This window comes from Nonomuraea sp. NPDC049129 (assembly GCF_040648495.1).
Classification (GTDB): Bacteria; Actinomycetota; Actinomycetes; order Streptosporangiales; family Streptosporangiaceae; genus Nonomuraea.
Genome location: NZ_JBEZDU010000009.1, coordinates 77,828 through 97,094, shown reverse-complemented (window position 1 = coordinate 97,094; position 19,267 = coordinate 77,828). Strand labels below are relative to the sequence as shown.

The window sequence follows — 19,267 nt, the reverse complement described above, 5'->3', positions numbered from 1 at the left end:
CGACTGCCCCCGTAGGAGCGCCCGAAACGCCGGTGTCAGCGGCCTTCCAGAGCTTTCCTGGCCGCTTCCAGCACTGTCGCGACGTGTGAGTCACAAGGGGCGGCGGGGACCTCCCTGAACCCGCTCACGCTGTCGTAGCCGACGTCGAGCCCGGCATCGACAAGCCGCTGCGCCCACCGCAAGGCGGTGTTCAACCGCTCGGCCGCCGGCGGCTTCCCCTGCGCGGCGGCGGACAGGTTCCGCAGGTTCGTGGCGGGCCCGGACTGCGCGTGCTTCCGCTCCAGCTTCCACGGTACGGCCCGGCTGTGATCGAGCATCGGCTTGGCCAGGCCCGCGGCCCGCTTGGCCTGCAGCACCCCGGACTCACTGACTCCGAAGTGCGCGGCCAACTCCTGCACGTTCATTCCCTCGGCGACGAGCCTGGCCAGCTCACTCCGATCGACGGTCGGCCTGCGCCCCACGAGCCCCTCCTGCTGAGTACACGTGCGGTTCTGATGTGCGCTAAGGTTATGACGTCTCGCCCCGCAGGGGGTGATCGACACAACCGGGACGTAGCGCAGCTTGGTAGCGCACTTGACTGGGGGTCAAGGGGTCGCAGGTTCAAATCCTGTCGTCCCGACCAGGTTTTCTACTGGTCGAGCAGGGTGTCACTCTTTAGGGTGGCACCCTTTCGCATTGTTGAGTGACCAACTGAGTGACCAACGGGCGAAGAGATCGTCCATCGCCGCAGCTCCTTGCAGGAGTACGGGGCGGATCTGCTTGCGGTAGACGGCTTCCGTCACAGCCGTGCCGCTGTGGCCGACCAGGCGGGCGATGTCGTCCAGGGGACACCGGAGTCGGAGAGCAGTGAGACGAGGCTGTGGCGCATCTCGCGGCGCGTCCAGTAGTACGCGGGCATCCCGGCGTCCTTGACGATCTTCCGGAACGCTCTGCGTACGTTGTGGGCGTCGAGGGATGTGCCAGCGAAGACGAGACCATGATCCTTCTACTTCTCGACTGCCTCCCTCATGTCCCTGCGCTGCTGCTCCCGGCGAGCCTTTAGCGCTTCCACGCAGTGCTTGGGCAGCGCTAGTGATCTCCGTGAGCCGCCTGGTCTTGGTGTCGCCTCCTTCGCGTACGGACCGCCACATGGCGATCCACGGGGGGTCTTCTGTGGCATCGACTGGTCCAAGGTCGCCAAGCTACGCATCGGCAACACCCCACCCCTTCGGCTTGGCCGTCACCGCGCTGCTACAGACCATCACGGCCATGACCACCGCCATCGCCGGCCTGCAAGCCGAGATGGAACAGGCTCTGGACCATCATCCCGACGCGCCCATCTACCGCAGCCAACCCGGGCTTGACACCATCCTGGCCACCCGCATCCTGGCGGAGTTCGGCGACGATCTGTCAATCCCCTCAAATTCAAATCGTGGAGACGGCCCTATGACGCCTCCACTGCCAAGCGGACACAGGCGGGGCAGGCTTGGGCTGCCCTTGGCGAGAATGGCAACGACCATCCGCAGATCGGCAGCGGATGTGCTGGCTCACCGCAGAGGCTCCTTCCGCTGTCACCTTGTACGGCAGGCTGAACGGCGCCTCGTTCAAGGCCGGATAGCCCGAGCCGGTAGCCCTCTTCGATGTTCACCGGCTCGGACCACGGTGTAAACCAGCAGGTCATCCCAGTGGATGGGCCAGCGTCGTGCTCCGCCGGGCTCGCCGTCGAGCTCCACGAGTGCCAGCGTGCCATTACGTAGGATGCCCACCACCGTGGCACGATGTCCAAGGAGCCATGATGCGAACGCTCGTGTCCTGGCTGGGCTGTGGAGCATGTCCACGATCTTGACTCGGCTGCCGATGGTGCTCCCAGCCGTCGTCATGGCGCGTTCTCTTCCAGGGTGGCGCTGGCGGCGTGTCCCAGGTCGCCGATCGCCTGGGAGAGCGGGTGGTCGGCGCGTAGATCGGCGTACCGGAAGGCGATGCGGCGGGCGGCTCGTCCAGGTTCGATGGCCGGGTGCCAGGCGTAGACGGGGCGCTTGCGTTCGGGATCCCAGCCGGTGCGCCACCAGAACCGGTGACCGTCGCACCACACCACCAGCCCCACCCAGACCGACACCAGGGCGAGGTCGTATCCCACGTGGATGTCTGCTTGTATGCCGTGCTCGGTCTGGAGGGTCTGGCGCAGGAGATCTGCGGACAGCATGGCTTGCGTTTTCTTGCCGTTCCCAGGCCCGGCGATAATCTGGTCCTGCATCGTTGACGCCCCAAGCTCTCGATGCTTTGGACCCCCGTCTGCGGGTGGTGTTGCAGCACCGTTCGTCCCGCAGGCGGGGGTCTATTCAAGGGCCCCGCTTTAGGGGGGCTAAAGTTGAGAGTAGAGCCCTGGCCATGCCCTCGCAATAGGGGGGCTAAAGTGCGCCGAATGTCGGTCGCTGAGGAGGCAACGCCCGGATGGACTTGAAGACGCTGAGAGAAGTCGCGCAGGTCAACGATCCCGTGGAACGAGCCCGCATGCTCAGCCGACTCATGACCGAGGAGCAGGGGTTGGTCACCGAGGCGGCCAAGATGCGGCGGCAGGCCATCGCGGAGGCACGGGAGTCCGGGATGAGCCTGGAGGAGATCGCCGGGCGGCTGGGGGTCTCCCCTGGACGCATCTCGCAGATGAGAAAGGGGCCGACCGCTCGTGCGCCGGAAGGCCCTGCCACGTCGGCCCCTCGGGTGCTGGTGCAGCGGGCGTTGCCGACCGAGCCCGCCGTCAGGGGGTCCAAGTCCCTGTTCCTGGCGGAAGCGGAACGGCAAGGGCTCAAAGCTGATCGCCGGATGCTCTATGTCGGGCTGGAACCCGCCAGTGATCACGTTGCGGCCTGCCTGCGTGTCGAGCCCGGTACGGACATCGTGGCCCGGCGCAAGATGATGACGGCGAACGACGTGCCGGTACGCATCGCGACGAGCTACTTCCGCGCTGACCTGTTCGGCGACACCAGGATCGCCGAGCCGGAGTTCGTCAAGCCGTCGCTTCAGTCCGCGTTGACCGCGCTCGGCTACTCGTTCGGTCACGCGGAGGAGAACCTGACCGCTCGGCCGCCGACCACCTTCGAGCGTGAGACGCTGGAACTCGAGCCCGGAGAGTGGATCGTCCAGGTGCTCCGCGCGAGCTACTCCACTGAGGACACGCCCATCCACGTCTTGGAGACGATCTGCGCCGCCAACCGGCACATCTTCTCCATCGGCCAGGTCTCCGGGTACGACGAATTCTGAGTGACAATCGCGCCGGACGACCTTGGACGCTGAAGGACCGGCAAGGACTATAACCTCAGGTGGGGGCGGGTATCGGCCGTGATCTCGCCCCCTCGTGATGTGCCTGGGGGTCAAGGGGTCGCAGGTTCAAATCCTGTCGTCCCGACCAGGCGAGGTCCTCCAAGGGGACACCGGAGTCGGTGAGCAGCGAGACGAAGCTGTGGCGCATCTCGCGGGGCGTCCAGTAGTAGGCGGGCATCCCGGCGTCCTTGACGATCTTCCGGAACGCTCGTCTGACGTTGTGGGCATCGAGCGGTGTGCCAACGAGCGAGGCGAAGACAAGCCCGTGATCCTGCGGTCTTGGTGTCGCCTCCTTCCCATGCGGAGTGCCACACGGCGATCCACGGCGGAATGTCCCGGTCCGGATCGCCGACGCGATCGACCTCCTGGCCGAGTACGAGCAGGACTGTGCAGCGTGTCCACGATCTCGGCCCGGCATGGTCCGGCGGGATTGGCCCGGCGGCAGCTTCAACGGTCTATCCGGAGTGGAGGGCCATGCGGCTGAGCATGGTCATGAGAGCTCGCGTGAGCGGATGACGTTGGCGTACCAGCGGGCGCTGTCCTTCAGCGTGCGGGCCTGGGTGTCGTAGTCCACGCGGATGATCCCGAAGCGTTTCGAGTATCCGTACGCCCACTCGAAGTTGTCCATGAGCGACCACAAGAAGTAGCCGCGCACATCGACGCCTTTCTCGATGACGTCGAATACTGCCTGAAGGTGCCGCCGGACGTAGTCGATCCGATCCTCGTCGTGAATCATCCCGTTGTCGACGGTGTCCGGGAAGGCGGCGCCGTTCTCGGTGATCATGAGGGGTTGGTTCGGATATCGCTCATGAAGGTCGGTGAGGAGGTCACGGAGGCCGTCTGGATCGATGTTCCAGCCCATCTCGGTCAGCGGACCCCGCTGGTTGAGGAACTCGACGTCTTCGGCGCCGGGCCAAGGAGAAGCGGTCGAGCGGCCATGTCCGTCAGACCGCTCCTGGTCGTCTGACCCGTCCGACATCCGCACCCGGTTGGTGTTGTAGTAGTTGACGCCCAGGACGTCGATGGGCTGGTGAATGGTTTCCAGGTCCCCATCCTGGACGAAGGACCAGTCGGTGATGCCGGCCGTCGTTTCCAGGAGACGGTCGGTGTAACGACCCTCCAGCATCGGCCCCAGGAACGCGTCGTTCGACAGCGCCTCCACTTTTGAGCGCGCGATCTCGCCACTCGGGCCGTCCGGGCGGAACACGTGCAGGTTGAGCGTGACGGAGAACTTCGCGTCGGATTTGACCTCCGAACGCATCGCCTGGATGGCCAGGCCATGCGCGCGATTGAGATGGTGCACGGCCAGCAGCGGCTCCAGCCTGCTCGTGTGTCCGGGCGCGTGCACGCCGCTGCCGTAGCCGAGGTACGCCGAGCACCAGGGTTCGTTGAGCGTGGTCCAGGTGTCGACACGGTCCCCGAGCGCGGCGCTGATGACCCGCGCATACTCGGCGAACGTGTCGGCGGTGGCTCTGCTGGTCCACCCTCCCTCATCCTCCAGGGGTTGGGGGAGGTCCCAGTGATACAACGTCGCCACCGGGCGGATGCCGCGTTCGAGAAGTCCGTCGACCAGGCGCGAATAGAAATCGACGCCCTTGTGGTTGGTCGGGCCCACGCCGGTGGGAATGACCCGCGGCCAGGCGATGGAGAACCGGTAGGCCTCGAGTCCGAGCTCGGCCATCAGGTCGAGGTCGGACTCGAGACGGTGGTAGTGATCGTCGGCGACGTCTCCGGTGTCGCCGTTGAGCGTCCGGCCGGGCGTGTGGCTGAATGTGTCCCAGATCGACGGGCCGCGCCCGTCCTCGGTGGCGGCGCCTTCGATCTGGTACGCGGCTGTCGCGGACCCGAAGACGAACTCGTGGGGAAACCTCACTGGAGCTCCTCGCGAAAGGTTTGAGTCATGGAGTCATGGCCGGGGATCGAGGTAGGCGTCATCCGCCTCGTACCGCACAGAGGCGACTTCCACCGTGCCGCTGATGGCGCGGACGCCGGCGACCCGGCCGGTGAATCCGCCGGCGACCTCGGTGGAGAGGTATCGGCCGTCGAAGCGCGCGAGCATCACGCTGTGGCCGTCACGGATCACCGACAATACGATGTCATCCGGGCCGTCGTGGGTGGCGGGCAGTGACTCGATCCGCACCGTTGGCGTCGGCCCGAGGCCGGTCGTGACCTCGCCGATGGGGGATTCGAGCGGACCGACGCGCAGGACCGCGTGCGCGGAGCCGTCGTTCACCCGCAACTCGCACCAGTGGCGGTCATCGAGTCGGAGCAGGACGCCCGCCGCGCCGTCGGCCGTCCGTAGCGCGACGTCGAAGCGCCAGCGCTCGTCGGTCACCCGGGTCATGAGGGCGCTGACGTTCCCGCTGGCGGAGGCGGCCGGGATCAACGCAATGCCGGGTTCGGCGGGTGAGACGAATTCGCCGAGAGGAGCGCCGGGGGAGACCCAGCGAGGATGGAGTGAGGGGTCGGCGAATCGATCCAGGAAGGAGCGGTCGGGGATCTCGTACACGAAGCGACCCTCGTCGAACTGCGGCCACCCGTCGATCCAGTCGATGCCGGCGAGGAATGTCTCGCGGCCGTTGACGTGGAACATCGGGGTCATCCCGCGCGGGCGGACGCCGAGATACACGGCCGCCCACCGTCCGTCGGGGGCTTCGACGAGGTCCGCGTGCCCCGTGTTCTGCACCGGATGCGTGGTGCTGCGATGCGAGAAGACGGGATTGCCGGGGGCGGGCTCAAAGGGGCCGTCGGGGTTTCGGGATCGGGCGATGGTGATGGCGTGGCCGCGTTCCGTGCCGCCTTCGGCGATCATCAGGTACCACCACCCGTCGCGGCGGTAGAGATGTGGAGCCTCGGGGAAGGCCAGTCCGGTCCCCTGCCAGACGGGCCTTGGCTCCTCCAGCGCCACCCCCTTTTCGAGATCGACTCGGGCTTGGGCGATGCCCTCCAGGCCGGGGCGTGTCGAGCAGTACGTGACGTAGCAGGTGCCATCGTCATCCCAGGCCAGGTCGGGATCGATGCCCGCCAGGCCGTCGATCACCACGGCCGGAGCCCACGGGCCGGCCGGGTCCGTCGTCGACGTCAGCAGTTGGCCGCCGCTGGTGGAGACGTTCGTCGTGATCAGCCAGAAGCGGCCCGCGTGATGGCGGAGTGTCGGAGCGTAGATTCCCTTGCTGGCGCCGGCTTCTCCCGCCTGGAACCCATCGGTGCCGGTCAGGGCGTTGCCGATCTGGGTCCAATGGGTGAGGTCGGTGCTGTGCCAGACCGGGACGCCTGGGGAGTATTCGAAGGAGGAGTTGACCAGGTAGTAGTCGGCGCCGGCGCGGCAGACGCTCGGGTCGGGGTAGAAGCCGCCGATGATGGGATGCACGCCGGCCGCCTCGCGGCGCCTGCCTTTTCGTGTTTCGAAGGTCATTTGATTCCGGTCGCCGTGATTCCTTGAATGAAGTAGCGCTGCAGGGCCACGAAGAGCAGCAGCACGGGGGTGATGACCAGCACGGAGCCGGCCAGCAGGACTCCGTAGTTGGTCGCGTTCTGCCCCACCGAGTACAGGGAGAGCGCGACGGGGAGGGTGTACATGTCCTCGGTCTGCGCGACCACGAGCGGCCACAGGAAGTTGTTCCACGATCCGAGGAAGGTGAGGATGGCGAGTGTCGCCAATGCCGGCCCGCAGAGCGGCAGGATGATGCGCGTGAAGATGCGCACCTCGCCCGCGCCGTCGATGCGGGCGGCTTCGATGAGCGCGTCGGGGATCTCACTGATGAACTGGCGCATGAGGAAGACGCCCATCGGCCCTGCGAGGAACGGAATGATCAGCGCAGGGTAGGTGCTGACCATCCCGAGTTTGCTCACCACGACGAACAGCGGGATGAACGTGACGACGCCGGGAACCATGAGCGTGACCAGCACGAGCAGGAAGAGGGCCCGCTTGCCGGCGAAGTCGAGTTTCGCGAGCGCGTAGCCGACCATGGAGCAGAACAACAGCGTTCCGAGGACCGTGAAGACGGCCACGATGACGCTGTTGAGAAAGAACGTCTGGAAATTCAGCCGGCCGAACCACGTGGCGAAGTTCTCGGACGTGAAGGTCTCGGGCCACCATGTGGGCGGCCGCCTCAGCAGTTCCGACTGGGTCTTCGCCGAACCGAGGTACATCCAGACGAACGGGATGAGCGTGGCCGCAACGGCGATGACGAGCACGATGTACACCAGGGCCCGGCCCGGGATGGTGGGCTTCCTCATGGCGCTTCCTTGGGGCGGAAGGCTCGGAACTGCACGATGCTGAGCAGCGCGATGGCGATGAAGAGCACGTAGCTCGCCGCCGACGCGGTGCCGTAGTTGCCGAAACCGAACTGGTTGTAGGTGAAATAGCTGATCGAGAGCGTGGAGTCCAGCGGGCCGCCCTTCGTCATGACGAACGGTTCCTCGAAGAACTGCAGATAGCCGACCGAGAGGAGCACGGCGCCGAGGAGCAGCGTGGGGCGGAGCATCGGAAGGGTCACCCGGACGAATCGCTGCCAGGCGGTGGCGCCGTCGACGGCGGCCGCTTCCAGCACGCTCGCGGGGATGTTCTGCAGCCCGGCAAGGAAGATGATCATGAGGGTGCCCATGTTGCGCCAGATGGCCATGAGGATCATGGCAGGCATCGACCAGAGCGGGTCATTGAGCCAGTCCGGGCCCTGGATGCCGACGGCGTCGAGCGCGGTGTTCAGCAGGCCGTCCGGTTGGAGGATGAACCGCCACACCACCGCGACCGCCACGATGCTCGTGATCACGGGGGCATAGAAACCGACGCGAAATGCCGTGCGAAATCGCGTGATCCCGTTGTTGAGCGCCACGGCGAGGGCGAGAGCCGCGACCATCGTGAGCGGGATGCCCACCGCGACGAAGTACACGGTGTTCAGCAGCGACCGCACGAACTGCTGGTTCTCGAACAGCCGGAGGTACTGGTCCAGCGCCACGAACTTGACGGCCAGCGGGCTCTCGATGTCGCTGTTCCTGAAGTCGGTGAAGGACATCAGGAACGACGAGACGAGCGGGAACACCATGAAGACGGCGAAGCTCAGGATGAACGGCAGAGCGAAGAGGTAGGCCACCACCGTCATCCGGCGACGACGCGCCCTGGTGGTGCCGTCGCCGCCGGAGCGCGACAACGCTCCGGCGCCGGCGACTCGGGTCACGGCCATGCCTATTCGCCGGTTCCCAGCGAATCGGCGGTCGACTGCAGCTGCTTGACCGCGTCCTGCGGGCTCTTGCCGCCACGGGCGATCCGCTCGATCTCCGTGTCGGCGGCCGCCGACACCTGCGTCCACGAGGTGAGGGCGGGCGCCGTCTTGACGCTCTTGAGCTGCTCACCGAACACCGACACCTTCGGGTCGCTCGTCAGCGCGGTGTCCTTCCACGCTGTCTGCCGCGAGGGAAGGTCGTTGACCGCCTTGAACCACGCGACCTGGACCTCGGGCTGCGTGAGCCACTGGATCAGCTTCCATGCCGCGTCCGGGTTCTTGGAGTTCTTGAACACGGCGAGGTTGGCGCCGGCCGCGAACGAGGTGGACGTCCCGCCCGGCGGGGCCGGGATCGGCGCCACCGCGAACTTTTCCTCGAAACCGGCGCCGCCCGCGGTCTTCAGCCCCGGGATGTCCCACGGGCCGCTGATGAACATCGGGACGGTACCGTCAACGAAGGCCGAGGCCGTGGACGCCGACTCGGAATCGGGATTCTTGTTGGCGATGCCTTCTTTGAAGAAGCTGTTGACGTATTCGAGGGACTCGACCATCTTCGGGGTGTCGAACGTCCACTTCGTCTGGTCGGAGTTCATGACGTCGGCTCCGTTCGACCAGGCGAACGGCAGACTGTTCAAGAAACCGTTCCATCCGCCGGACGGAAGCACGACGCCGTATTTCGCGCCGGCCTTGTCCTGGTACGCCGTGGCGAGCGCCTTGAATCCCGCCCAGTCTTTGGGGAAGCTGTCGAACCCCGCCTTCTTCATCAGGTCGGTACGGTAGTAGATCACTCGAGTTTCGACGTACCACGGCACACCCAGCTGCGCGCCGCCGATGTTCGTCGTCTGCCGCGAAACCGGGAAAATGTCGCTCGTGTCGATCTCGGCGGGCGTCGGACGGAGCGCCGAGGCGAATGTCGGCATCCAGTCGGTCCCCAGCATGCCGACGTCTGGAGTCGTTCCGCCGGCGATCGCCGTCTGATATTTGTTCTGCGCCGAGTCCCACGGGATCGGGGTCACCTTGACCTCGATGCCGGGGTTCTTCTCTTTGAAGGGCTTGAGGAAATCGGCGAGCGCTTCACCCTCTGTGCCCTGCGCCCAGATAGTGACGGTGCCAGTGGCCGGGCCATTCGTCAGGCGACTTGCCGGCACGTCGTTCTGTGGGCGGTCGTTCGAACGCCCACAACCGCTGAGCATGAGTGCAAGCGTCGCGGTGACGGCCGTGGCCGCCGCCATATTCCGTCGGATCATCATCGTTCCCCTTCGTGCATGGGGGGTTGCGGGGTGCGCGAACGGTGCTCCACTGCGAGCACAGGTCGTGCCGGATCGACTCCGTTCCGGCATCTAAGCGCATAACATGGGGTGGCGCAACCATGCTCACTGCTGAACTCTTCGCACGGTGATGCGCGCGCCGCACGCCCGACGCGGATCGCCGTTCTTGATCCATGCGGCGATAAGTCCTGGTAGAAGGGATGGATCTCAAGATCGACGCGGTCTGCTCGCCATCCCGGGCGCGCGGCTTCCGTACGGCGGCCGCGTTTCCCAGGGGCGGCTCTCCTCGTGCGGGACATGATCGTGATGAGCGTCCCGGCTGACCGTGTCCACCGCGCGGTCGCGTGCCAAGGCTGAGCCTTTCCGGTCACCGGGCGACAATCGAAGGGAGCGCCTTGGAGCGCCGTCGAACCGGTACTGTACGAGTGCTCTTGATGGGTTCCTGACGTGAATTGGGGCGGACGTGACGAGGCGACCGACGGTATACGATGTCGCGCAACTTGCCGGAGTGTCGATCGCAACGGTTTCCTTTGCGTTCACCAAGCCGGAGCGGGTGAAGGCGGACACTTTGCAAGCGGTTCTGCGCGCTGCCGACTCCATCGGCTATGTGCCCAGTGCGAATGCCCGTGGACTTGCCAAAGGAAAGACCGGAGCGCTGGGCCTGTATGCGTTCGACTATCTACTCGAGCCGGCCGCGGATTCCCCGGATTCCGCTCCGCTTGATTCGACTCGCGTTCCTGACGGACGGCTTTTCCCGTTGTATTCGGACGAGGTCCAGCGGGGCGTCCAGTTGGAGTGCCGGCGGCACGGTTACGCGCTGATGCTCGGTTCCGGCCATAATCCTGGACATTTGCCGAGCGTGATCGATGTCGCGGGGCGCGTGGACGGCCTCATAGCGTTCGCCGGTGCCGCATCGGGCGCTCTTTTGGAACAGATCTCAGCCCGTATACCCGTCGTCGAACTCGGCGGGGAAATCCGGCGAGAGGGGATGCACACCGTCTTCGTCGACAACCGCGCCGCCATGGCCCGTCTTACCGAGCACTTGCTGATCGATCACGGTTATCGCGACTTCGCCTACCTCGGCGAGTTGGGCACCCCGGAGTTCGTGGCGCGCTATGAGGGCTTCTCCGAAGTCCTGCGGCAGGCGCGCATCGCCCCTCCGCCCCCGGTGAGAAGCCATCCCGGCGACGATCAGTCGACGATCGACGCCGTCCGCGGCCTTCTCGATCGGCCTTCCTTTCCGCAGGCTCTCGTGTGCGCGACCGATCAGGAGGCCATCGTCGCGATCGACGCGCTTCGGGGACAGGGCATGGACGTGCCGGCCCAGGTGGCGGTGACCGGCTTCGACGGAATACTGGCGGGACGGCTGATCACCCCACACTTGACGACGGTGCGACAGCCAATGGAGGACGTCGGGCGGGTCGCGGTGCGGATCCTCCTCGAAGCCCTCGAGGGTAACGAAGACGCGAGCCGTCATGAAACTCTCGCGTGTGTGGTGTGGCGTGGCGAAACCTGCGGTTGCTCCAACGACTGACAGAAACCTGCTGCCGGCTGTTGCGAGATCGAGCGACACGACCTCGAGCCAATGGCGATTCACCCCCCGACGTAGAGACCAGTTCAAGCCGCATAAGGGTCCGGTTGTTTATGGGAATGGGATGGTCTGGAAGTCCTGTCGCGCCAGGGTTTACCGTTCGGCAAGGGATACTCGCAGCTACCCAGGGCTACGAACCCTGCATCCGACATCGCTGAGGTCAGCGTCTCGGGGTCGATGTCCGATGACACCGAGGCGAGGGCGTCGAACGACGATCAGACGAGGTGGTCCCAAATCGCGCGGTGGCGAGCGCGTCCGGTTCCTGCGCGTTGCAGCTCAAGCGGGTTCATAGGGCGGGTGCTCCTCGGTGGGCGGGGACAGCCGGGTCACGTCCTCGTCGGCGCGGGCCAGAATCTTTGGTCTTCGAGGTCCTTCAGCGCGCCGTTCGCCGCGGCGATGGTGAGCGGGGTGTCACTCGCGGCCGGGCGCAGGCCGGCGAACAGGTCGTCTTCGGGAACGGTGCCGTCGACGTGGGACCGAGCGAGGTGATAGTCCTCGACGGGCCATACCTCCCGCTCCACATCACGATCGTGGAGCATGAACCCGGTAGTGGGGTCGATCTGCGTGGCGTGGGCGAGCAATGCCCGGTCCCGGACCTCGAAGTACTCCGCGCAGGCAATGCGGGTAGTGATCTCCAGGGTGGGGGCGTCGTCCGGGAGCTCTGCCAGCACGGCCTCCATTCCCGAGTCGATCCCGCGCGCTGTCAGGGCATCGTGCATGGCTTGGAACCAGGCTCGCGACAGGGTGCCCAGATAGTAGAGCTTGAGCGGCTGCCAGTGTTCGCCGTTTCCCGGATGACGAGTGGCGTCGAAGGCCGCCACGGTCACCTGGTGCGTCTTGATGTGGTCGGGGTGTGGGTATCCGCCGGTCTCGTCGTAGGTCACGATCACGTGCGGGCGGAATTCGCGGATCAACGCCACCAGGCGCCCGGCCGCCTCTTCCAGCGGCTGGACCGCGAAGCAGTCGTCCGGCAGCGGCTCGCCGGCCGTGGGCAGGCCCGAATCGATGAAGCCCAGGAAGTGCTGCCGGACGCCCAGGATCTCCCTGGCCGCCGCCATCTCGGCCCGCCGGATCTCGGTGAGGTTCTCCCGTACGCCGGGCCGGTCCATCGCGGGGTTCAGCACGTCGCCGCGCTCCCCGCCCGTACAGGTGACCACCAGGACGTCCACCCCCTCCGCGGCGTACTTGGCGAGTGTCGCCGCGCCCTTGCTCGACTCGTCGTCAGGGTGGGCGTGCACGCTCATCAGGCGGAGGGGCTCTCCTGGGGTGATCCGCGGACTCATCGCTGCCTTTCTTCGGTCCACTCCGCCAGGCGGCGGAGGAACGTGGTCGTGGTGGGGAGGGGTACGCCCGGCAACATCGCCAGGTGGAAGACATGGGGCATGCCCTCGTAGACATCGAGGGTGACCTCCGTTCCCGCTGCCGAGGCCGCTGCCGCGAAGCGCCGGGCATCGTCGAGCAGCACCTCCGCGGAACCGGCTATCAGCAGAAGGGCCGGCAGACCACGAAGATCGCCGTACAGGGGGGACTGAGGCGCCAGATCCGGTCGCGCTCCTGCCAGGTATTGGGTGGTGACGCCCTTCAGTACCGCCCGATTGATCATGTCTCGTTCGTCGTTGATGTCCAGCGACGGGCTGGACAGGGTCAGATCGGTCAAGGGGGACACCGCGATCACCCCGGCCGGCATTGGGGCCGCGATCTCCTTGAGTGCCAGCAGCGCCGACAGGGCGAGGGTGCCACCTGCCGACTCACCGAACAGGACGATCCGGGACTCCGGTACGCCCTGATCGAGCAGCCTGCTGTAGACGGCTGTCACGTCATCGAGCGCCGCCGGGTAGGGGTGGGCAGGGGCGAGCCGGTAGTCCACCGCGAAGACCGGCCGAGCTGTCGCCTTGGACAGGTGACAGGCCATGAGTCGTTCCATCCGGGGTTCGGTGTGCGCGAAGCCGCCGCCGTGGATGTACAGCGTGATACCGGCCTCCGCCGCCGAACGCCCAGAGGTGTTGACCCACTGCCCGGCGGCCCCCTCCATGCGGGGAAGCGCCGCCGTGAAATCGGCGTCCGCGGGCGGCTCCGGCGTCCCTGCTGCCGGCGCACGCATCTGCGCCATGACCGCTGCGGTCTCGTCGGGACCGGCGGGGATGTTCAAGGGTTCTCTCCCGTATCGCTTGGGTGAGACATAAATTTAGGATGGACATAAAAATGTGTCAAGCATCGATTTATGATCGGCCTATGAGAGGATGTGGTGTCATGGCCACGGGACTTCGCGAGCTCAAGAAGCAGCAGACGAGGCAGGCGATCTCCAACGCCGCGACGAGACTGTTCATCGAGCGCGGCTTCGAGGCGGTGACCATCACCGAGATCGCGGCCGCCGCCCAGGTGGCCAAGATGACCGTCACCAACTACTTCCCCCGCAAGGAAGACCTCGCCCTCGACTATCACGAGACGTTCGCCGCCAGTCTGGCCCGCACCGTCGCCGACCGGCCGGCGGGCGAATCCGCGCTGGCCGCCCTGCGTCGCGAGTTCCTGGCCGGGGTGGAGCGGCACGACGCCGTCATCGGCTTCTCCAGTCAGGGCTTCGCCCGCATGATCAGCGACAGCCCCACCCTTACCGCCCGGCTGCGCGACCTGCACGACCAGCGCGAAGAGGCTCTCGCCCAAGTCCTTGCCACCGATACCGCGTCCGCCCCCGGCGACCTCACGGCCCGCGCGGCGGCCGCCCTGCTCGGTGCCGCCCACCGCACCCTGTTCGAGCACATCATGGATCTCACGAGACAGGGGCAGAGCAACCGCCAGATCGCCGCCACCGTGACCCGCTCGGCCCACCAGGTCTTCGGCCTGCTGGAAGTCTCCCTGGCCGACTATGCGACGCGGTGACAGCACGATCAGAGGCGATCTGTGGGAGCACCACGTCTACCTGCCGACCTTCTCGTACGGAGGTGCCGGGTCTTGTGGGAGTCGATGCCCGTGAGCTGGGCTCTGTCAGGGACGGACTGCTCCGAGCAGGCGGTTGCGCCAGTAGTCGTCGAGATCGACCACCTTGACGACGTCGCCCGTCTGAGGTGCGTGGACCATCTTCCCGTCGCCCGCGTACATGCCCATGTGCCCCAGCCCTTTGCTGAAGAGCAAGTCGCCGGGCTGCAACGCGTCGAGGGGGACGTGGCGGTTGGCGCCCCAGCTCCATTGGGTGTACGTGGTGCGCGGGATCTCGACTCCCGCGCTACGCCAGGCGGCCTGGGTGAGGCTGGAGCAGTCGTAGGAGCCCGGCCCTACCGCGCCGTACTGGTAGGGCTTGCCGATCTGGGCGAAGGCGAACTGGAGCGCCAGGCGGGCGTTGCCGGAGGCCGGTCCGGTGTACGGGATGCCTGTGCTGTTGGGGTCGCCGGTCTTGAAGGCGCCCAGTCGGCGCAGCAGCTTGGTCTGCTCCTTGACGAGCTTTTCCACCTTCTCCTTCTCGCCGCGTACCTTGTCGCGCGCCGCGTCGGCATCAGCCAGGACGCGTTTTGCCGCGGCGCGGCTGTCGCGCAGGTCCTTGGTGGTCGCCTCGAAGGCGAGGACCTTCGCGGCCCTGTCCTGCGCGATCTGGTCCAGAGAGGCCATGCTGCTCAGAGTCGTTTCCGGGCTGTTCTGGAAGGCGAATCGTTGCCAGGTCAACGGGCCGGTCTGGTAGTCGCCGACGGCCGCCGTGACGAGGTCTCTGCGCAGTGTGGCGACTCGATCATCCTTGCGGCCGATTTCGGTGTTGAGGGCGTCGTACTTCTTCTTGGCCGACTTGTACGCCTCCGTGGCCTGGTTGTGCCGCTCGACCAGGTCGTCCGCCTGCTCGTTCAGCTTCACCAGCTTGGCCCTGGCCTTGGCGGGCGACGGAGGCGTGGCGGCGGCACCGCCGGGGTTGGAGAGCAATACGGCCGAGGCCAGTGCCGCCGCCATAGCTGTCTGCCCAAGCCTTGTCGGCACGGCCACTACGATGCCTCCTCGTAAACTCCAAACCTGGGGCGCAATAGTACAGAAGGTGGAGGGCCGGTTGGCCTGTTCGCAGTGATTGCTCTCGCTGGCGGAACATACTATCTCGCCTAGCGGATGTCATCTCATAAGAGATAAGCGTGCTGTCCAGGGACAAGAAGACGCCCGGCTCCCAGAGCATGGGAGCCGGGCGCGGTGTTGGGTGTCACTCTCCTTTGTTCGCGGTAGGTCACCGGCGGGTGGTGGCGGGCTCGGCGTGTACGGACGTACGGGTGCGCAGTGTCAGTGCGGCGAGCAGGGTGCCCGCGGCGGCGATGCCGGCGGCGCCGATGAAGGCGGAGGAGAAGCCGTTGGTCAGGGCGGGCAGGTTGCCGAGTTGTCCGGCGCCGTTGGCGGCGGCGACGGCGGTCATGGCGGCCAGGCCGAGCGCGGAGCCGACCTGGTAGCTGGTGTTGACGATGCCGGAGGCGAGGCCGCCTTCCTCGGGGCGGGCGGAGGAGATGGCGGTGCCGAGTGAGGGGATGAAGGCCAGGGACATGCCGAGGGCGGCGACGAGGCTGGCGGGCAGGACGTCTCCGGCGAAGGTACCGTTCGGGCTGATCAGGGACAGCCAGCCCATGCCGGCGGTGAGCAGGGCCAGGCCGGTGATGGTCGTGGCCTTGGGGCCGAACCGGTTGATGATCCGCGGTGCGAGCACGATCATGCCGATCATGATGAGTACGGTCATCGGGAGCAGGGCGGCGCCGCTGGGGAAGGCGCTGTAGCCGAGGACCTGCTGCAGATAGAGGTTGAGGAAGAACCACATCGGGATCCACGCCCCGCCGAGCAGCAGTTGGGTGAGGTTGGCGGCGGCGAGGTTCGGGGTGCGGAAGATCGACAGCCGCATGAGCGGTTCGCGACGGCGGGCCTGGATGACGACGAACGCGGCCAGCAGAGCCACCGCACCGGCCAGCACGAGCCAGGTCTGCGCGGAACCCCAGCCGATCTCGGGCGCCCGGACGATGGCGTAGACCGCGGCGCCGAGACCGGCGGTGACAGTGAGCGCGCCGGTCACGTCGATGGAGCCGCGCTGGGCCTGGGCGGCGGGCATCAGTGGGCCGGTGGCCAGCAGTGCGACGATCGCGATGGGGATGTTGATGTAGAAGACCCAGGGCCAGCTCAGGTATTCGGTGATGAGGCCGCCGAGGAACACTCCCGCGGTGCCGCCCGCCGGGGCCGCGGCGCCGTACAGGGCCAGGGCCTTGGTGAGCTCCTTGGGGTCTCGGCCGAAGAGCATCATGAGCAGGGTGAGCGCGGAGGGGGCGATCAATGCCGCGCCGATTCCCTGGACGGCGCGGCCGGTCAGCTCGACCCACACCTCGGGGGCGATGCCGGCGACCAGGGAGCCGGCGAGCAGGATCAGCCAGCCGGCGGCGAAGAGCCGGCGGGCGCCGAACAGGTCGGACAGTCGGCCGCCGAGCAGGAGCAGCCCGCCGAAGGCGACGACGTAGGCGTTGAAGACCCAGGACAGGCTCTCCTGGGAGAAGCCGAGGCTTTCCTGGATGCGGGGAAGGGCCACGCCGATGATCGACGTGTCCATGATGACGATGAACTGGGCCATGGCGATCAGGGCCAAGGCGGTCCAGCGCCTGGGGGATGGTGCGGACATGTGCACTCTCCAGACATTCTCTACCGGGGTGGGGTATGTCGCCAGCAGATTTATACCCCCTGGGGGTATGTGTCAAGTGTGGTGCCGTAGCCGCATCGCCGTGGTGGCGGCGTGAAGAGCGGTGCGCTGTCGGCTCGAACGGGAGTACAAGGCATGGGCCTTCCGCTGTCCGGAAGCGCAGTACTATGAGTGATAGTTGCAGCGAGCCGACGCGTGAGCGCACGCTCGGGTCTCAAGTGCTGAGCAGCGTGCGGGGGAGGAGTGGCGCATGGGCGAACCGGCCCGCTGGTCGTCCCTTCCCTGCCTGCGATGGCTGTTGCCGGTGATGCTTGTACTGGGCATCTGGGGCATGCACACGCTCGGGCATCTGGCCTCGCATCACGGTGCGGCCTCCACGCCCCTCAGCTCGTACGCTCCGGCGCACATGGAGCCTTCTGAGAAGGCGATGCCGGAGGGCGGGACCGAGCTCGTCGGTATGCTCAGCGGGCCCTTGGTGGGCTCCGGGAGCTCGGTCTGGCTGGATCCGACCGATGTGTGCCTGGCCGTGCTGCCCTTGATCGCCGCGCTGCTGATCGCCGCGATCTGGGCCAGCATGCGGCCGTGGCCAGGAGCGATGGCCGCCGGGAGGCTATGGGTGGGCGGAGTGGCCAGGTCGCCGCCACGCCGCTTGGCCCCTACCCTGGCCGGGCTCTCAGTGATGCGTACATAGGCCGATCCATCTGCGGACGATCCTCAGGGTCGTCCGGGAGGTGTCAGCCATGCACGTCAATCTTCAGAGAGGCCACCATGTTCATGAATATCGGGAAATTCTCCGCCGTCGTCGCCACCTCGGGTGCCGCGCTGATCCTGCTGACCGCGTGCGGCGGTACGGACAGTGCCTCGATGGACGGGAAGGACATGTCCACCATGTCCAGCGCTCCGGCCGCCACGTCGGCGAGTGCTCAGGCGACTTCTCAGGCGGCGGCGACGTTCAACGACGCGGACGTGATGTTCGCGCAGATGATGATCCCGCACCACCAGCAGGCGGTGGAGATGGCCGAGTTGGCCGAGACGCGGGCCTCCGACAAGGAGGTCAAGGAGCTGGCGGCGAAGATCAAGGCGGCTCAGGATCCGGAGATCCAGACCATGAAGGGCTGGCTCACCGGCTGGGGCAAGCCGCTGCCGTCCGGCGGCATGGACCAGGGGATGGGGCATGACATGCCCGGGATGATGTCCGCGGCGGACATGAAGAAGCTGGAAGACGCCAAGGGGACCGCGTTCGACAAGGGGTTCGCCGAGCTGATGATCGCCCACCACAACGGCGCGATCGACATGGCACGCACCGAGCAGTCCCAGGGTTCCAACCCTGAGGCGAAGGAGCTGGCCAAGGCCATCGAGAACGCCCAGCAGACCGAAGTCGAACAGATGAAGAAGATCCTCGACCGGCTCTAGCGGCGAGTGCCGGCTGCCCGGTCGCCGGGCAGTCGGCCAGGCTTGTCGCCGGGGTGAAACGCCCTGGTGAGAGCCCTTCTGGGCAGGGTAGGAGCCCTCCTCACAGGTTGATGTCCTGCGATCGGGGGGTTCAGCAGTGATGATCACCAAACCAGCCGGCGTTTCCTTGGTGACGGGAGCGCTACTGCTCGCTGCCTGCGGCAGCATGACGGCGGGCCGGAGTGCGTCCGCCCTTCCCAACATCGTGCCGGCGGTCGCGACGCCGACGACGAGCGCACAGCCGGGAGCCGCATTCAACGACACGGACGTGATGTTCGCGCAGATGATGATCCCGCACCACCAGCAGGCGGTGGAGATGGCCGAGTTGGCCGAGACGCGGGCCTCCGACAAGGAGGTCAAGGAGCTGGCGGCGAAGATCAAGGCGGCTCAGGATCCGGAGATCCAGACCATGAAGGGCTGGCTCACCGGCTGGGGCAAGCCGCTGCCGTCCGGCGGCATGGACCAGGGGATGGGGCATGACATGCCCGGGATGATGTCCGCGGCGGACATGAAGAAGCTGGAAGACGCCAAGGGCTCGGCCTTCGACAAGGCATTCCTCCAGATGATGATCGCTCACCACAAGGGTGCGATCACCATGGCCCGCACCGAGCGGGAGCGCGGGAAGAATCAGGAGGCGAAGCAACTCGCCGACACGATCGAGACCGGGCAGCAGGCCGAAGTGGAACAGATGCAGAAGATCCTCGCTCGGCTCCAGTAGCGCGACGGGCCACTGGGTTGCAGCAGGGTGAGGAGCGTGAGACTCCGATAGTGCGACGGGGGCTTCGTCGGGGGAGGAGCGCGTCCGTCA

General features: G+C 66.5%; 18 protein-coding genes and 1 tRNA gene. 7 read left to right on the top strand and 12 right to left on the bottom strand.

Features of this window, described 5'->3' with window-relative positions; all coding sequences use genetic code 11:
• Nucleotides 1–35 precede the first annotated feature (35 nt).
• Nucleotides 36–461, bottom strand: coding sequence for a hypothetical protein (locus AB0B64_RS28225; RefSeq protein ID WP_358180834.1), 426 nt, complete (start codon nt 459–461; stop codon nt 36–38).
• Between the two features lie 84 nt (nt 462–545).
• Between AB0B64_RS28225 and AB0B64_RS28220 the strand changes: the two genes are divergently transcribed.
• Nucleotides 546–622 (top strand) — tRNA-Pro (locus AB0B64_RS28220).
• A gap of 1,233 nt (nt 623–1,855) precedes the next feature.
• Here the strand turns inward: AB0B64_RS28220 and AB0B64_RS28215 are convergent.
• Entirely contained in the window at nt 1,856–2,182 is a 327-nt protein-coding gene (locus tag AB0B64_RS28215; protein WP_357945844.1) for a hypothetical protein, read from the bottom strand.
• Between the two features lie 248 nt (nt 2,183–2,430).
• On the opposite strand from AB0B64_RS28215, the gene AB0B64_RS28210 reads away from it, so the two are divergent.
• Complete coding sequence (locus AB0B64_RS28210; protein ID WP_357945846.1) at nt 2,431–3,237, top strand: UTRA domain-containing protein; 807 nt, start codon at nt 2,431–2,433, stop codon at nt 3,235–3,237.
• Nucleotides 3,238–3,292: 55 nt separating this feature from the next.
• Here AB0B64_RS28210 and AB0B64_RS28205 read toward each other — a convergent pair whose 3' ends face one another.
• The 6 genes from AB0B64_RS28205 to AB0B64_RS28180 all read right to left on the bottom strand — a co-directional run bounded on the left by AB0B64_RS28205 (nt 3,293) and on the right by AB0B64_RS28180 (nt 9,751).
• Complete coding sequence (locus AB0B64_RS28205; protein ID WP_357945849.1) at nt 3,293–3,715, bottom strand: tyrosine-type recombinase/integrase; 423 nt, start codon at nt 3,713–3,715, stop codon at nt 3,293–3,295.
• A gap of 72 nt (nt 3,716–3,787) precedes the next feature.
• Nucleotides 3,788–5,170 (bottom strand): GH1 family beta-glucosidase, encoded by a 1,383-nt coding sequence (locus tag AB0B64_RS28200; protein WP_358180831.1) that lies wholly within the window; start codon nt 5,168–5,170, stop codon nt 3,788–3,790.
• A 33-nt stretch (nt 5,171–5,203) separates the two neighbouring features.
• Nucleotides 5,204–6,667 (bottom strand): family 43 glycosylhydrolase, encoded by a 1,464-nt coding sequence (locus AB0B64_RS28195; RefSeq protein ID WP_357945853.1) that lies wholly within the window; start codon nt 6,665–6,667, stop codon nt 5,204–5,206.
• A 41-nt stretch (nt 6,668–6,708) separates the two neighbouring features.
• On the bottom strand, nt 6,709–7,536 hold the full coding sequence (locus AB0B64_RS28190) for a carbohydrate ABC transporter permease (RefSeq protein ID WP_357945856.1): 828 nt from the start codon (nt 7,534–7,536) through the stop codon (nt 6,709–6,711).
• On the bottom strand, nt 7,533–8,474 hold the full coding sequence (locus AB0B64_RS28185) for a sugar ABC transporter permease (RefSeq protein ID WP_357945858.1): 942 nt from the start codon (nt 8,472–8,474) through the stop codon (nt 7,533–7,535). The genes AB0B64_RS28190 and AB0B64_RS28185 overlap by 4 nt, the downstream gene beginning before the upstream one ends.
• Nucleotides 8,475–8,482: 8 nt before the next feature.
• Nucleotides 8,483–9,751 carry a sugar ABC transporter substrate-binding protein gene (locus tag AB0B64_RS28180; protein WP_357945860.1) on the bottom strand — a complete coding sequence of 423 codons (1,269 nt, stop codon included), beginning with the start codon at nt 9,749–9,751 and terminating at the stop codon, nt 8,483–8,485.
• A 499-nt stretch (nt 9,752–10,250) separates the two neighbouring features.
• Between AB0B64_RS28180 and AB0B64_RS28175 the strand changes: the two genes are divergently transcribed.
• A complete protein-coding gene (locus tag AB0B64_RS28175) occupies nt 10,251–11,321 on the top strand; it encodes a LacI family DNA-binding transcriptional regulator (protein WP_358180828.1) in 1,071 nt (356 codons plus the stop codon).
• A gap of 383 nt (nt 11,322–11,704) precedes the next feature.
• Here the strand turns inward: AB0B64_RS28175 and mca are convergent, their stop codons facing one another.
• A complete protein-coding gene (gene mca / locus AB0B64_RS28170) occupies nt 11,705–12,622 on the bottom strand; it encodes a mycothiol conjugate amidase Mca (protein WP_358180825.1) in 918 nt (305 codons plus the stop codon).
• 35 nt (nt 12,623–12,657) lie between these two features.
• Nucleotides 12,658–13,527 (bottom strand): alpha/beta fold hydrolase, encoded by an 870-nt coding sequence (locus tag AB0B64_RS28165; RefSeq protein ID WP_358180822.1) that lies wholly within the window; start codon nt 13,525–13,527, stop codon nt 12,658–12,660.
• A gap of 101 nt (nt 13,528–13,628) precedes the next feature.
• Between AB0B64_RS28165 and AB0B64_RS28160 the strand changes: the two genes are divergently transcribed.
• On the top strand, nt 13,629–14,255 hold the full coding sequence (locus tag AB0B64_RS28160) for a TetR family transcriptional regulator (protein ID WP_358180819.1): 627 nt from the start codon (nt 13,629–13,631) through the stop codon (nt 14,253–14,255).
• A 105-nt stretch (nt 14,256–14,360) separates the two neighbouring features.
• Here the strand turns inward: AB0B64_RS28160 and AB0B64_RS28155 are convergent, their stop codons facing one another.
• Nucleotides 14,361–15,335 (bottom strand): NlpC/P60 family protein, encoded by a 975-nt coding sequence (locus AB0B64_RS28155; RefSeq protein ID WP_358180816.1) that lies wholly within the window; start codon nt 15,333–15,335, stop codon nt 14,361–14,363.
• A gap of 235 nt (nt 15,336–15,570) precedes the next feature.
• Nucleotides 15,571–16,989 carry an MFS transporter gene (locus tag AB0B64_RS28150; protein ID WP_358180813.1) on the bottom strand — a complete coding sequence of 473 codons (1,419 nt, stop codon included), beginning with the start codon at nt 16,987–16,989 and terminating at the stop codon, nt 15,571–15,573.
• A gap of 268 nt (nt 16,990–17,257) precedes the next feature.
• Between AB0B64_RS28150 and AB0B64_RS28145 the strand changes: the two genes are divergently transcribed.
• From AB0B64_RS28145 to AB0B64_RS28135, 3 genes are all read left to right on the top strand, one after another.
• The gene (locus AB0B64_RS28145; RefSeq protein WP_358180810.1) at nt 17,258–17,698 is read left to right on the top strand and encodes a hypothetical protein; all 441 of its coding nucleotides are present in this window, start codon (nt 17,258–17,260) and stop codon (nt 17,696–17,698) included.
• 77 nt (nt 17,699–17,775) lie between these two features.
• A complete protein-coding gene (locus tag AB0B64_RS28140; protein ID WP_358180807.1) occupies nt 17,776–18,420 on the top strand; it encodes a DUF305 domain-containing protein in 645 nt (214 codons plus the stop codon).
• Nucleotides 18,421–18,559: 139 nt separating this feature from the next.
• Nucleotides 18,560–19,177, top strand: coding sequence for a DUF305 domain-containing protein (locus AB0B64_RS28135; protein WP_358180804.1), 618 nt, complete (start codon nt 18,560–18,562; stop codon nt 19,175–19,177).
• Nucleotides 19,178–19,267 lie beyond the last annotated feature (90 nt).